Origin of the sequence: Altererythrobacter sp. H2 (assembly GCF_035319885.1) — a bacterium.
Classification (GTDB): Bacteria; Pseudomonadota; Alphaproteobacteria; order Sphingomonadales; family Sphingomonadaceae; genus 34-65-8.
Genome location: NZ_CP141285.1, coordinates 2,148,971 through 2,162,278 on the forward strand (window position 1 = coordinate 2,148,971; position 13,308 = coordinate 2,162,278).

A 13,308-nucleotide genomic window follows, 5' to 3' on the forward strand; every position below is an offset into this window, starting at 1 on the left:
GCTTCACGCCGATCCTGGTTCAGAACATGCTTTCGGGGATGATGATCACGTCGCCCGGCTGGAGCATGACGTTGGCGCGGCTGTCGCCCTTGCGCAGGAGGTCGGCCAGCCGCAGGGCGAATTCGCGCTGGCGGCCCGCCTGCTTGTCGAACCGGATCAGGCGCGCACGATTGCCGGCCGCAAATTCGCTGAGACCGCCCACCGCGATCATTGCATCGAGCACAGTCATGTTCGCGCGGAACGGTATCGAGGCCGGTTTCTCTGTCGCGCCGACGATCCGCACCTGCTGGCTGAAGGTCCCGGCGAACTCGGTGACGATCACCGAAACGAGCGGTTCCTCGATGTACTGCGACAGCTGCAGGCGGATATCCTCCGCCAGCATCGAAGGGGTCTTGCCCACCGCCGGCATGTCGGTCACCAGCGGGGTGGTGATGCGTCCGTCCGGACGGACCTGGATCTTCTCCGCGCCCAGTTCGGGATTGCGCCAGACGTGAATGGTAAGCTGGTCAAGCGGGCCGATCACGTATTCTTCGCCCGGCCCCTCCTGCATGGAGACAAAGGCAGCAGCGGGCAACTCGGCGCCGCCAGTGCTGGCGCAGCCTGAGAGGGCAAGCGCCGCCAGGGCGCTTCCTGCGAGCAGCTTGGAAAACCGGTATTCGGGCATCGACGCGCATCCTTGCCTTGCTGCGGGCATTCAGGCGCAAGGGAGGAGCGACCTCACCTTCCGCACCCGCGGTTCAGACAGGCTTCCTCGCCAAAATAGGTGAATATACCGTTAGCTTTCCGGTATTTCGGAGGCGCAGTCCCGCTGCGGGACAGGCTGGTTGTAAAGGTTAAACCAGCATTTGCCTTGCCGGACCCTGGCCGAGAAACTCCATCGGCGAGGCGCTGGCACCATAGGCCCCGGCACAGAACACCGCCACCAGATCGCCCACTTCGGCCCGGGGCAGCAAGGCCTGGTCTGCGAGACGGTCAAGCGGCGTGCACAGGCAGCCGACCACACTGGCTTCCTCGGTTGCAGGCTCGGCGAACCGGCTGGCGATGGCGAGCGGGTAATTGCGCCGCACCACCGTGCCGAAATTGCCAGATGCTGCCAGCTGGTGGTGCAGGCCTCCGTCAGTCACCAGGAACACCTGGCCGTGGCTCTCCTTGCGATCGACAATCCGGGTGAGATAGACCCCGGCCTCGCCCACCAGATAGCGGCCAAGTTCGATGCAGATGTCGGTATCCGCGAGCAATTCGGGCAAACGGGCGAAGCGGTCTGACAGGGCCTGCCCGATTGTCCCGATGTCGACCGGCTGGTCGCCATGGAAATAGGGAATGCCGAACCCGCCGCCCATGTTGAGCTTGGGCACTGGCTGGCCGACCTCCCCGGCCAGCCTGTCTGCCAGTTCGAGGACGTTGCCCTGGGTTTCGACCAGTGCCGCGGCATCCAGCGCCTGACTGCCGGCGAAGATGTGCCACCCGCGCCATTCTGCCCCTGCGGCGATGATGGTCCGGGCAAGCGCGGCTGCATGGCTTTCATCGACCCCGAATTGCTTGGCCCCGCCCCCCATTTTCATGCCCGAGCCGCGCAGTTCGAACGACGGGTTGACCCGGATCGCAATGCGCGGGGTCATCCCCAGCCTTTCGCCAGTCGCGAGAGAGCGGCGGGCTTCGCCTTCGGATTCGCAATTGAGTGTGACCCCGGCCCGGATGGCCGCTTCCAGTTCCCGGTCGCGCTTGCCCGGCCCGGCAAAACTGATCCGTGACCCGGCGATTCCGGCCTGTTCCAGCAGGCGAAGCTCACCGTCAGAGGCGATGTCGAACCCGTCCACCAGCCCTGCCATGTGGCCAATGACCGGAGCAAAGGGGTTGGCCTTCACGGCGTAGTTGAGCCCCAGGCGGGCAGGCATGGCTGCGCGGAGCATGGCCACCCGCGCATCGAGCCGTGCCCTGGAATAGACGAACAGCGGTGTATCACCCGCTTCAGCCACAAGGCTGGACGCCGTACGGCCGTCAACGGCGAGTTCGCCAGCAATCACTTCGAACCCATCCGGGATCGGCCCCAGCGGCTTCATGCCCCGTACTCCTGTGCCAGTGCGGTGCGGTCCAGCTTGCCGTTCGGGTTGAGCGGCATGGCATCGCGCCAGTGGATGACCTGCGGCTGCATGAAATTGGGCAGCTCCTGCATCAGCGCCTTGGGGAGCAGGACGGCAGCATCGGATGCTGCCGCATGGGCCCGCACCACCAGATGGACCGCCTGCCCGAGCCGCGCATCGGCCACGCCGAAAGCCACAGCCTCAGCCACCAGTCCGGTCGCAAGGGCGGCGTCCTCGATTTCCTGCGGGCTGATCCGGTTGCCCGCGCTCTTGATCATCGCATCGCGCCGTCCGGCGAAATAGAGCAATCCCCCGGCATCGCGGCGAACCCGGTCTCCGCTCCACACGGCCATGCCGCCATAGAGCGACATGGGCGGGGCGGGCCGGAACCGCTCGGCCGTGCGCTCTGCATCCCTCCAATACCCCTGCGCCACCAGTGGGCCGCAATGGACCAGTTCACCCTCTTCCCCGTCAGCAGCCAGGTCACCAGCATCATTGATCACCAGGATCTCGGCAAAGGGAATGGCCTTGCCCATCGAGGTCGGGTGCGAATCCACCAGTGAAGGGTCAAGATACGTCGAGCGGAACGCCTCGGTCAGGCCGTACATCGGGAACAGGCGCGCCTGCGGAAATTGCCCGCGCAATCGCCGCACGAGATCTTCGGTCAGCGCCCCGCCGCTGTTGGTCAGGCGGCGCAAGGGCGCAGCCGCCTCGGGCGGCCAGTCCAGCTCGGTCAGCTGCACCCATAGCGGGGGAACAGCCGCCAGTGTGGTCACCCCGTGGCGGGCGCAGGCTTTGGCCACGTCGCGCGGAAACAGGTAGTCAAGCGGCACCACGCAGCCCCCGGCGCGCCAGGTGCTCAGCAACTGGTTCTGGCCGTAGTCGAAGGACAGCGGCAAGACCGCCAGCGTCACGTCCTCCCGCTCAAGCCCAAGGTAGTCGGCCACGCTGACCGCGCCGAGCCACATGTTGGCATGGCTCAGCATCACACCCTTGGGCCGGCCGGTGGAACCACTGGTGTAGAGGATCGCCGCCAGCTCGTCCGGATCGGCCATTGACGGACCCAGCCCTTCGGGCGCGGACATGGCCTCGCCGATGGCAGCGGCTTCTTCCCACACGGCGCAATCGTGCGGGACATCGCCTTGCGCCAGCGTATCGAGCCGGCTGCCGGTAGCGATGAGCAGGCTTGCCCCGCTGTCGGCAAGAATATGCGCCACTTGTGCACGCTTGAGCAGGGGGTTGACCGGAACATGCACCGATCCCGCGCGGGCCGCCGCAAGCGGAAGCAGACAGGTCAGTTCGCCCTTGGCCGCCCAGCTGGCGACCCGTGCGCCGGGTGCCGGGGCGCGATGTCTTAACCAGGCGCTAAGGCGGCCCAAACGCTCCCTTAATTCCCGGAAGCTAAGGGTGCCCGAGCGAAGCACCAGTGCCGGATCGCCGTCTGCCCCGAATTCGGCGCAATGGTCGAGCGGGCGCGGGGCAAAATGAGGGGCAACGGACATCGGGGCTCCGACGAAAACGGACAGGCGAATGACGGCCAGCTATCACGACAGGGTTAACGTCTTGCAAGGCACAACGGCAAGCTCGCCGTTTGACCGGGCGGACTGGTTTGCCCTGCTCGCTGCGAGCGGTATCGCTCCGCTGGTCGTCTCCGCGGGTGCTGGCGATGGGGCGGCGGCTCTCGCTCTGACCGCAACCAACGGGCGGATCGAGCCCTTGCGCAACTGGTACAGTTTCACCTGGCGGCCGCACGGCGAAAGCCCGGCCGCCCTGGCCGAGATTGCCCGCTCCCTGAAATCCCGCTCGCACCGGGTCACGCTGTGGCCCGTGCCGGACGAAGATGGTTCGGCAACGCGGCTGGAACAGGCCTTCCGCAAGGCGGGATGGTCAGTGGCACGCGAGGCCTGCGATCATAACCACGTCCTGCCGGTGGGCGGCCGCAGCTTCGCCGAGTACTGGCAGGGCCGCCCCGGGCAAATGCGCACCACCTTCAAGCGCAAGGCGAAGAAAGTCGCCGTCGAACTGTTTACCCGGTTCGATCCCGGCGCGTGGGCGGAGTACGAGGCGATCTACGGCGAAAGCTGGAAGCCTGAGGAAGGGAACCCGGGCCTGCTGCGCCGCTTCGCGGAACAAGAGGGCGCGGCGGGCCGCATCCGGCTCGGGATCGCCCGCGCTGAAGGCCGGGCGGTCGCGGCACAGTTCTGGACCGTCGAGCACGGCACCGCGCATATTCACAAGCTGGCGCACCGGGAGGACGCTAAACCGCTTTCAGCGGGCACGACACTGTCTGCGGCCCTGTTCGAGCACGTGATCGACATCGACAAGGTGGAACTGGTGGATTTCGGCACCGGTGACGATCCCTACAAGCGCGACTGGATGGAACTGGACCGGCCCCGCTTCCGGATCGACTGCCTCGACCCGCGCCAGCCCCGGGCATGGCCCGCCCTGGCACGACGTACTTTGGGGCGGGTTGCCTGAATTGTGCACCGGCGCTAGGGCGCGGCTCGAAACGGGGGGAGTTCAAAAAGATGACTGACCGCAGCCAGACCGATGCAACCCTCCGCGCGATCCTGTGCGATGTGCTGGGGCTCGATATCGACCATGTCGACACTTTCGAGGCCGGGACCGGCCTGTTCGGCCATCTGCCCGAACTCGATTCGATGGCGGTGGCCGGGTTGCTGACCGAAATCGAGGACCGGTTCGACATCGTGATCGACGATGAAGACGTCGACGGCGAAATGCTGGAAACTTACGGCGGTCTGCTGGCCTTCGCCGAAGCAAAGGTGGCGGTGCGCTGAGCAACCGGGGCTACACCCAATGGCCCTGCCCGACGATCGGCGGCGGCGTCCATATGGAAAGCGCGCTCAGCTTCCTGGCTGACCGTCCGCGCCGCCTGCTCGTCCTGCCTGCGCTGTTCGATGAAGCCAACAAGCTGCGCCGACAGACGGCCGAGGTGATGCACCGGCTCGACCTCTCGGGCATCGACAGTGTCCTGCCGGACTTGCCGGGCTGCAACGAAAGCCTCCAGCCGCTCGAGCAGCAGACTCTCGAGCACTGGTGCGAATCCGCCATCACCGCGATGGAACATTTCCGGCCCACCCACGTGCTTGCCATCCGCGGCGGGGCGCTGCTCGATACCGGCAACCTGCCCGGCTGGCGCTTTGCCCCGGTCAACGGCCGCTCGGTCCTGCGCTCGATGCTTCGGGCGCGCACCATCGCTGCAAAAGAATCGGGCCGTGAGGAAACGCTGGAGGCGCTGCAAGCCACCGCGCGCAGACACGGGATTGAACTGGCGGGTTGGCGGATGGGGGCGGAATTCTTCCGCGAACTGGAACAGGCCAGCCCGCCCGAAGTCACCCGCCTGACCGACCTCGGGCTGGCGGATACCGGCGGCAGCGGCTTGTGGCTGCGGGCCGAGCCGGATCAGGACAGGGCGCAGGCCGATGCGCTGGCGGCCATAATCGCCATCGGGATGCGCCCGGCATGAACCGCCTGCCGCTGACGTTCGACAACGGGGCGACCCGGCTCGCGGGCACACTGGATGCAGCTCCCGGCTCGACCGGGCTGCTGCTGGTTACCGGCGGCAACGAGATCCGCGCCGGGGCATTCTCGGGTCAGGCCCTGCTCAGCGCAAGAATCGCCCAAGCAGGCTATCCGGTGTTCCGCTTTGATCGCAGCGGCACCGGAGACAGCGACGGCGCCAACGCCGGCTTTGAGGCAAGCAAAGCCGATATCGAGGCCGCCCTTGCTACATTCCGGGCCATGTGCCCGGCCATCACCCGGGTTATCGGCTTCGGCAATTGCGATGCAGCCAGTGCGCTCATGCTGGCAGGCGGGGCGGGCTGCGAGGCCCTGCTGCTCTCGAACCCATGGACCATCGACGGGAAGGCCGAAAGCGGCACCGGCGAGTGCGAAACGGCTGAGGCACCGCCGCCCGAAGCGATCCGCGCCCGCTATCTCGAAAAGCTCAGGAACCCGAGGGAAGTCCTGCGGCTGCTGCGGGGCGGAGTGGACTTGCGCAAGCTGTTCGGCGGGCTGAAGCAGGCCGCGCGCGCCGCTCCCCCCCCCAGCTCGCTGGCGGAAGCCATGCGGCTGGGGATCGACAACTTTGCTGGAGAGGTGACTTTCCTCGTCGCCACGGCTGACCGCACCGGCCAGCTCTTCGAAAGCCGATGGGGCAAGGACGATCCCCGCATTCGCCGCTGCGAGGGCGCGAGCCATGCCTATGTCGAACCGCATGCGCGGGACTGGCTGTTTACGCAGGTACTGGAAGCCTTGAAACGCTAACGCACGAACAGGCTGGTCAGCTCGACATGGGTCGACCAGCGGAACTGCCCGACCGCGCGGACCTGATCGAGCCGAAAGCCAGCCTCTACCAGCCGCGCTGCATCACGTGCCCAGCTCGCCGGATTGCAGCTCACATAGACCACCCGCGCAACCGGACTCGCGGCAATCTGCTCCACCTGCTCGCGCGCGCCCGCGCGGGGCGGATCGAGCAGCACGGCATCGAACCGCGCCAGTTCCTCCGGGCGCAGGGGATTGCGGAACAGGTCGCGGTGGACCGCTTCGACCGGCAGGCGCGCCCTGGCGGCAGCACTGCGGCAGGCAAGGTGTGCATCGCGCGCCGCCTCGACAGCCACAACCGCAGATGTCCGGGCCAGCGCAAACGCGAACGTCCCCAGCCCTGCGAACAGATCGGCCACCATGGCGCTGCCGACCAGCCAGTCGCGGGCGTCCCCCGCCAGCCGCGCTTCGCCGTCTGCCGTCGCCTGCAGGAACCCACCTGAGGGAAACGCTACCGGCTGGCCCGACAGGGTGACGGTCACCGGCTCCGGTTCCCACATCGATTCCGAGCCATAGCCCTGATCGAGCGACAGGCGGGCCAGCCCCTGATCGCGGGCAAAGTCGATCACCCCCTCGGTCTGGGCCAGGCCGTCAAGCTCCAGCCCTTTGACTGCGCAATCGACACCCTGATCGGTCAGCGCCAGTGCCACGTCGACCGAATGCTTGCCCCGCCACAGCCCGAGCAGGCGGCGCAGCGGCTCGACCAGCGCCCAAAGTTCGGGCGCCAGCACCGGGCATTCCGCCAGCGCAACAATCCGGTGCGAGCGTTCCTCGCGATAACCGAGCAGGGGCCGCTTACCGCCGGTCTGCGCGTGAAGCGTGGCACGGCGGCGACTGCGCGGGGAAGAGAGATGGGTCGGCAGCAGATGGCCTATCGCCAGCCCCTGCCCTTCCGCCGCATTGGTCACCCGTTCAGTGACGAAGCGTGCCAGTTCCTGCTCGTCGACCTGCTGCAACTGGCACCCGCCGCAAATGCCGAAGTGGCGGCAAGGGGGCGCAACATGATGCGGGCCGTGCAACAGGCTGCCGTCAGGCGTCATGACGTCACCCGGTGCGGAGCGGGCGACAAAGCGTCCATCCGCCGTGACGCCATCGCCCTTTGCAGCAAGGCGGACCACGCGGCCGGGATCGTTTAGAGGGAGGTCATTCACAGGCAGGCCGCGTAGGCCTCGGCTATCCGCTCTGCAAGCCCGGAGGCGGTGAAGACCGGCCCGGCCAGCCGCGCGGCTTCGCCATGGAGCCACAATGCCTCGCCGGCAGCGGCAACCGGGTCTCTTCCGGTGGCGAGACGACTGGCGATCAGTCCCGCCAGCACATCGCCTGTCCCGGCGGTCGAGAGCCAGCTTGATGCGGCAGGAGCCAGCACCATCCCCAGGTCGCGCTGGAACACCACGGTGTCCGGCCCCTTGGCCACGACTGTAGCATTGGTCTGCCCGTCAAGTTCGATCGCCTGATGCACTTTGTCGGCAAACGGCCTCTTGTTTGGTGAGGAGCCAAAAACTTGCGCCATATTGGCGAGTTCCCCGCCATGCGGGGTGACGACGATGGTCCGGTCGCTCGGAGCAGGCCAGCGATCCGGCCCGATCAGCATGAGAGCATCGGCATCGAGCACCGTGGGCACATCGCGACCGAGGCTGAGTACTTCCTCCAGCCGGGAGGCCGCCGTAGCATCGCGCCCCAGCCCGGGCCCGATCAGGATGACGGCGATGCGCGGGTCAGCCAGCGCCTCACCAAGAGGCCGCCGGTCCACCACCAGATCAGCAGGCGCGTCCACCTCGCCCTCGTCGGTCAGCAGCTTGACGTAGCCCGCCCCGCTATGTTGCGCGGCTTGTGCGGCCAGCAGGGCAGCGCCCGGCATGGCTCCTGCCACCACGGCCACGAGCCCGCGGGTGTACTTGTGTGCGCTGCGCGGAGGCACGGACAAAGTCGGCTTCGTCAGCACGCGCGCCGTGGTGAAATCGCGCTGCGCCGCTGCATCGACCCCGATCCCGACCAGCCGCAGCGCGCCCATGTGCTGCGCGGCGGGCATCAAGTAGTGCGCCCATTTCCACGCTCCGAGCGCCAGCGTCAGGTCATAACGCGGCAGCGGGGAAAGCACCGCGCCGCTGTCGCTCTGCACACCGCTCGGCAGATCCACCGCGATGCACTGGTGATGGCGGCTGGCAAGGCCGATCAGCAGATCACAGAGTTCATCCGACAAACCCCGCGTCAGCCCGCTGCCGAACAGGCAATCGACCAGCACTGCGGCTGAAATGCCGTTTCCCTCGGTGCTGATGTCGCCCTGGTACCGGGCGCGGGCATTGCGGGCGGCATTGGTCTTCGGCTCCATCGGTGCAATGACACGCACCGCGAGCCCGCGCGCAAGCAAAGCCTCCGCGATCACATAGCCATCGCCGCCATTGTTGCCGGGGCCGCACAGCACGGTCACTGCCCTGCCCGCCGCCATGCGCCAGACATATTCCGCCGCCCCGCGCCCGGCCCGCTCCATCAGTTCGTCGACCGACACACCGGCATGGAATACCGCCTGCTCCGCCGCCTGCATCTGAGCGACGGTCAGGACGAGGTCACTCCCCTGCGGCATTGTCTTTCGGACGGGCCGGGAACCGGTAACGGTCACCGCCGACTTCCACCACCAGCGTCTCGTCCTCAAGCGATTGCGCTACCGGATCGGCCCCGTCGAACGCGGCAAGGCCCGCGCCGTCGGGCAGCTGCTCGAACCGGCGGAAACCGCCGTTGGCATGGCGCACCACCAGCACCTGGGCATCGCCATCGGTGGTGCGCTCGACCAGGCAGTCCGGCCCGAAGTCGGAACCGGGCCCGATGGCACATTCGATCGTATCGGCACCTGCTTCCGCCTGCGCCTGCACTTCCTCGCCCTGGGAGCAGGCCGACGCGACCAGCGCGATGCCGAGAGCGCTAGATATCCGCAAAGACATGTTTCTCCGCTTTCGCTCCCGGATGGGTCACAGCCCCCTTGCTGGCAGGGCCAACATTCTGGGCAAAGCGCCACAGGGCACCGGACTGGTAGTCGTTCTCGCGCGGGCGCCAGTTCTTGCGGCGCTCATCGAGCGTGGCTGGATCGACGTTGAGATCGATCACGCCCTCGACCGCGTCGATGATGATCTCGTCACCGTCCTCGACCAGCGCAATCGGGCCGCCATCGGCGGCTTCCGGCCCGACATGGCCGATGCAGAAGCCACGCGTCGCGCCGGAGAACCGTCCGTCAGTGATCAGCGCCACCTTTTCACCCATGCCCAGGCCATAGAGCGCAGCGGTGGTGGACAGCATCTCGCGCATCCCGGGGCCGCCCTTGGGCCCTTCGTAGCGGATCACCACCACGCAGCCTTCGGCAATATCGCGCGCCTCGACCGCGGCAAAGGCGTCTTCCTCGCAATCGAACACCCGCGCCGGGCCGGTGAAGCGCAGCCGCTCCATCCCAGCCACCTTGACGATGGCCCCATCGGGCGCAAGCGAGCCGCGCAGGCCGACCACGCCGCCGGTGGGAGTGATCGGCGTCTTCACATCGTAGAACACCTTCTGGTCAGGGTTCCAGGTGACTTCCTCGATGTTCTCACCCAGCGTCTTGCCGGTCACCGTCATCGGCTCAGGATCGATGAACCCGCCATCCAGCAGCGTCTTCATCGCCATGTAGACCCCGCCCGCCTCATGCATGTCTTTGGCAACGTACTTCCCGCCAGGCTTGAGGTCTGCGATGTAAGGCGTTGATTTGAATATCTCGGCTACATCGAATAGGTCGAATTCAATCCCGCACTCGCTCGCCATGGCGGGCAGATGGAGCGCAGCGTTGGTCGAGCCGCCGGTGGCCGCGACCACGCGTGCGGCATTCTCGAACGCAGCGCGGGTGCAGATATCGCGCGGGCGCAAGTTCCGCTCGATCAGTGCCATGACCTGCCGGCCAGCCGCGACCGCGATTTCCTCGCGCGTCCTGTAAGGAGCAGGCGTCATGTTGCTGTTGGGAAGGGATAATCCGATTGCCTCGCCGACACAGGCCATGGTGTTGGCGGTGAACTGGCCGCCGCAGGCACCGTGCCCGGGGCAGGCCACTTTCTCCAGTGCGATCAGTTCCTGCAAGGGGCAGTTGCCCGCCGCGTGCTGGCCGACCGCCTCAAACACGTCGACCACGGTCACGTCCTTGCCGTGGAACGTGCCCGGCAGGATCGAGCCGCCGTAGACGAAGATCGACGGCACATTAAGCCGCAGCATCGCCATCATCATCCCGGGCAGGCTCTTGTCGCACCCGGCAAAGCCGACCAGCGCGTCATAGCAGTGCCCGCGCACCGACAGTTCGACCGAATCCGCAATCACTTCGCGGCTGACCAGCGAGCTTTTCATCCCCTGGTGGCCCATGGCGATGCCGTCGGTCACGGTGATGGTGTTGAACCGGCGCGGCATCCCGCCCGCCTCGTTCACGCCCCGGCGGCAGATATCCGCCTGCGCATCGAGCGTGGTGTTGCAGGGCGCACTGTCGTTGCCGGCACTGGCAATGCCGACGAAGGGGCGGCCAATCTCCTCCTCGGTCAGCCCCATCGCATAGTAATAGGAACGGTGCGGCGCGCGCTCCGGTCCGACCGACACATGGCGGCTGGGCAGGCGGGATTTGTCGAACTTTGCGGTCATGGGCCCCTCGTTGTCTCTGCTGTTTCCATCGCGGGCTTGGCGCGCCCGGTCAAGCGAGACGAACTAGGGCGCGCCCTAGCCCTGCTGCAGGCGGCGCACCACTTCCGCCAGCACCGGCGCGAGCAGCGCGGCCCAGCGCGCCTGCCCCTCGCTGCCGGCGATCAGGTCCTGCCGGATCTCCAGCCCGAAATAGGGATGGCCGTTTGCCTCGGCATGGCGGTTCATGGTCGCGTTGAGCAGCTTGCCCGAATAGGGCTGCTGGTCGCCGACGATCACGCCGGTCTCCGCCAGCAACGGGATCGCCAGCCGCGCCCCCCGCTCATCCGCATTGTAGAGCACGCCGCAATGCCACGGGCGCGGCTCGTCGCTGCTGGCAAGCTGCGGGGTGAAGCTGTGCAGCGACAGGATCAGCGCCGGGGGATGGTCCTCCAGCAGGGCTTCGAGCGCATCGTGATAGGGCCGGAAGAACCGCATGAGCCGCGCCTCGTTCGCCTCATGGTCCAGCGCATTGCCGGGGATGGCATGGCCGTCGCTGGCGATCGGGATGACGGCGGGCTGGTGCTCGTCACGGTTGAAGTCGCACACCAGGCGGCTGACATGGCCGAGGAAGGCCGCGCACCCGGTGTCGCGCACCAGCAGTTCCGCCACTTCGGCCACCCCGATATCGACCGCGATATGCTGGCCGAGCAGCGCCGGGTCGATGCCCAGATCGATGTCGGCAGGCACCCGATTGGAGGCGTGGTCGGATACGATCAGCACCCCGCCCGCGCGCGGCGTGCCGAGGATGCGACAGGCTTCGCTCATCGCAGCGCCCCTGCCATGGTCCACCAGTCGGACGGCATGGCGGCCTGCGCTGCGTCACGCTGCTCTGCACTGTCATAGAGCGCAAAACAGGTCGCGCCGGAGCCGGACATCCGTGCGAGCCATGGGCTGGTTGCGCTGAGGGCGGCGAGCACTTCAGCGATCACCGGGCAGAGCGAAATGGCGGGCGCTTCGAGGTCGTTGCGCCCTTCCTGCGCGATCTTGCTGGCAGGGCCTTTGGGCAGCGCCCCCCTGTCCGCGCCGTCCCACGCCTGGAACACCGGACCGGTCGAAAGCGGCACGCGCGGGTTGACCAGCAGCACCGGGGTACCGGCGAGGTCGTCCTCGACCTCAACCTGCTCGGTGCCGGTGCCGAGACCGATATGCGTCTTACTCAGGACGCAGGCGGGCACATCCGCGCCGAGCTTTGCCGCCCGCGCTGGCCAGTCATCGGGCAAGCCATGGAGTGCCTCAACCATCCGGAACACCGCCCCTGCATCCGCCGACCCGCCGCCGAGACCAGCCGCGACGGGAAGGTTCTTCTCCAGCGTCACCGCAAGGCCCTGCGCGCGCGGGAGGGCATTGAGCGCGCGGGCAACGAGGTTGTCACTCCCTCCCCCTTGAGGGGGAGGGTCGGGGTGGGGGTGTTCTGCCGCCGATAGGGCAGAGCCCCCACCCCCAACCCCTCCCCCAAGGGAGGGGGGTGAAGGAGCGAGCAATCCGGAGAATTCACCCACAACGTACAGGCTATCTTGCGCGGCCGGCTTCGCCGTCAGCACATCGCCCGCATCGACGAAGGCGAACAGGGTTTCGAGCTCGTGATACCCGTCCTCACGCCGCCTGCGGACATGCAGCGCAAGGTTGATCTTGGCGTAAGCGGTTTCGTTCATGTGCACAATTTCTTGAGGTTCGATCGAACTAACACGGGACCCTTGGTCCAGCGCCGCCTTTAGATAAACTTAAGCAATCGCAGCTAAAAAACACAGCTTAGGCTTTCCTGACGGTAACTCCATGCGCGTTGAACGATGGTCACTCTATGGCTTCATGATCGGCGCTATCTCCGGATTTTTCGCCGTTCTTACTGCCGATGAATTCCTGACAGGCCTCCTTGTAGGATTATTCTGGCTATTCCTAATTCCCGGATTTTTCGCAGTTGCAGCCATGTTCTTCGATTATGTCGTTCTCGATCAGCCAAGCAGTCCTACGAAGAAGATTCAAGAGTTCCATTTTCATTCGAAAGACTTTGAGGTTTACACACTGAATCAATATCAGGAACTGGAACGTGTTATTGCCCGAACAAATCCAGATGAACTTGAAAATATTTCAGCGCAAATATCACGAAAAATAGGGCGAAATACCCCGAACGATCCCCAATCTTTCCTAATGTCTTACTACATTCAGTTCCGTGCCTACTTACTCGCGGTTGGTAAGCTCTAAAGCTTTC

General features: G+C 66.2%; 14 protein-coding genes. 5 read left to right on the forward strand and 9 right to left on the reverse strand.

From position 1 onward, the window contains the following. Positions 1-19 precede the first annotated feature (19 nt). The 3 genes from U4960_RS10675 to U4960_RS10685 form a co-directional block, all read right to left on the reverse strand. Positions 20-664: an XrtA/PEP-CTERM system exopolysaccharide export protein gene (locus U4960_RS10675; protein WP_324260619.1), complete on the reverse strand. Its 645-nt coding sequence runs from the start codon at positions 662-664 to the stop codon at positions 20-22. A 169-nt stretch (positions 665-833) separates the two neighbouring features. Further along, positions 834-2,060, reverse strand: coding sequence for a pyridoxal-dependent decarboxylase, exosortase A system-associated (locus U4960_RS10680; RefSeq protein WP_324260620.1), 1,227 nt, complete (start codon positions 2,058-2,060; stop codon positions 834-836). Next, complete coding sequence (locus U4960_RS10685) at positions 2,057-3,583, reverse strand: acyl-CoA ligase (AMP-forming), exosortase A system-associated (protein WP_324260621.1); 1,527 nt, start codon at positions 3,581-3,583, stop codon at positions 2,057-2,059. Before U4960_RS10685 ends, U4960_RS10680 begins: the two co-directional genes overlap by 4 nt. A gap of 28 nt (positions 3,584-3,611) precedes the next feature. Between U4960_RS10685 and U4960_RS10690 the strand changes: the two genes are divergently transcribed. The 4 genes from U4960_RS10690 to U4960_RS10705 are packed head-to-tail and all read left to right on the forward strand — an operon-like array spanning position 3,612 to position 6,368. Continuing rightward, on the forward strand, positions 3,612-4,559 hold the full coding sequence (locus U4960_RS10690; protein WP_324260622.1) for a GNAT family N-acetyltransferase: 948 nt from the start codon (positions 3,612-3,614) through the stop codon (positions 4,557-4,559). A gap of 50 nt (positions 4,560-4,609) precedes the next feature. Further along, positions 4,610-4,879: a phosphopantetheine-binding protein gene (locus U4960_RS10695; protein ID WP_324260623.1), complete on the forward strand. Its 270-nt coding sequence runs from the start codon at positions 4,610-4,612 to the stop codon at positions 4,877-4,879. 53 nt (positions 4,880-4,932) lie between these two features. Further along, positions 4,933-5,568 carry a hypothetical protein gene (locus tag U4960_RS10700; protein ID WP_324260624.1) on the forward strand — a complete coding sequence of 212 codons (636 nt, stop codon included), beginning with the start codon at positions 4,933-4,935 and terminating at the stop codon, positions 5,566-5,568. Continuing rightward, entirely contained in the window at positions 5,565-6,368 is an 804-nt protein-coding gene (locus U4960_RS10705; protein WP_324260625.1) for a hydrolase 1, exosortase A system-associated, read from the forward strand. The genes U4960_RS10700 and U4960_RS10705 overlap by 4 nt, the downstream gene beginning before the upstream one ends. On the opposite strand, the gene U4960_RS10710 is transcribed toward U4960_RS10705, so the two are convergent. The 6 genes from U4960_RS10710 to U4960_RS10735 all read right to left on the reverse strand — a co-directional run bounded on the left by U4960_RS10710 (position 6,365) and on the right by U4960_RS10735 (position 12,754). Then, positions 6,365-7,576 (reverse strand): class I SAM-dependent RNA methyltransferase, encoded by a 1,212-nt coding sequence (locus U4960_RS10710; protein ID WP_324260626.1) that lies wholly within the window; start codon positions 7,574-7,576, stop codon positions 6,365-6,367. The two genes, U4960_RS10705 and U4960_RS10710, sit on opposite strands and share 4 nt — an antisense overlap. Next, positions 7,573-9,006, reverse strand: coding sequence for an NAD(P)H-hydrate dehydratase (locus U4960_RS10715; protein ID WP_324260627.1), 1,434 nt, complete (start codon positions 9,004-9,006; stop codon positions 7,573-7,575). Before U4960_RS10715 ends, U4960_RS10710 begins: the two co-directional genes overlap by 4 nt. Then, positions 8,990-9,361 carry a hypothetical protein gene (locus tag U4960_RS10720; protein WP_324260628.1) on the reverse strand — a complete coding sequence of 124 codons (372 nt, stop codon included), beginning with the start codon at positions 9,359-9,361 and terminating at the stop codon, positions 8,990-8,992. Before U4960_RS10720 ends, U4960_RS10715 begins: the two co-directional genes overlap by 17 nt. Beyond that, the gene (gene ilvD / locus U4960_RS10725; RefSeq protein ID WP_324260629.1) at positions 9,342-11,063 is read right to left on the reverse strand and encodes a dihydroxy-acid dehydratase; all 1,722 of its coding nucleotides are present in this window, start codon (positions 11,061-11,063) and stop codon (positions 9,342-9,344) included. Before ilvD ends, U4960_RS10720 begins: the two co-directional genes overlap by 20 nt. Positions 11,064-11,138: 75 nt before the next feature. Then, positions 11,139-11,867 (reverse strand): N-formylglutamate amidohydrolase, encoded by a 729-nt coding sequence (locus tag U4960_RS10730; protein ID WP_324260630.1) that lies wholly within the window; start codon positions 11,865-11,867, stop codon positions 11,139-11,141. Continuing rightward, positions 11,864-12,754 carry a 4-(cytidine 5'-diphospho)-2-C-methyl-D-erythritol kinase gene (locus tag U4960_RS10735; protein WP_324260631.1) on the reverse strand — a complete coding sequence of 297 codons (891 nt, stop codon included), beginning with the start codon at positions 12,752-12,754 and terminating at the stop codon, positions 11,864-11,866. The genes U4960_RS10730 and U4960_RS10735 overlap by 4 nt, the downstream gene beginning before the upstream one ends. Positions 12,755-12,908: 154 nt before the next feature. Here U4960_RS10735 and U4960_RS10740 point away from each other — a divergent pair, with 154 nt between their 5' ends. Further along, on the forward strand, positions 12,909-13,301 hold the full coding sequence (locus tag U4960_RS10740; RefSeq protein ID WP_324260632.1) for a hypothetical protein: 393 nt from the start codon (positions 12,909-12,911) through the stop codon (positions 13,299-13,301). The last annotated feature ends 7 nt before the right edge of the window (positions 13,302-13,308 follow it).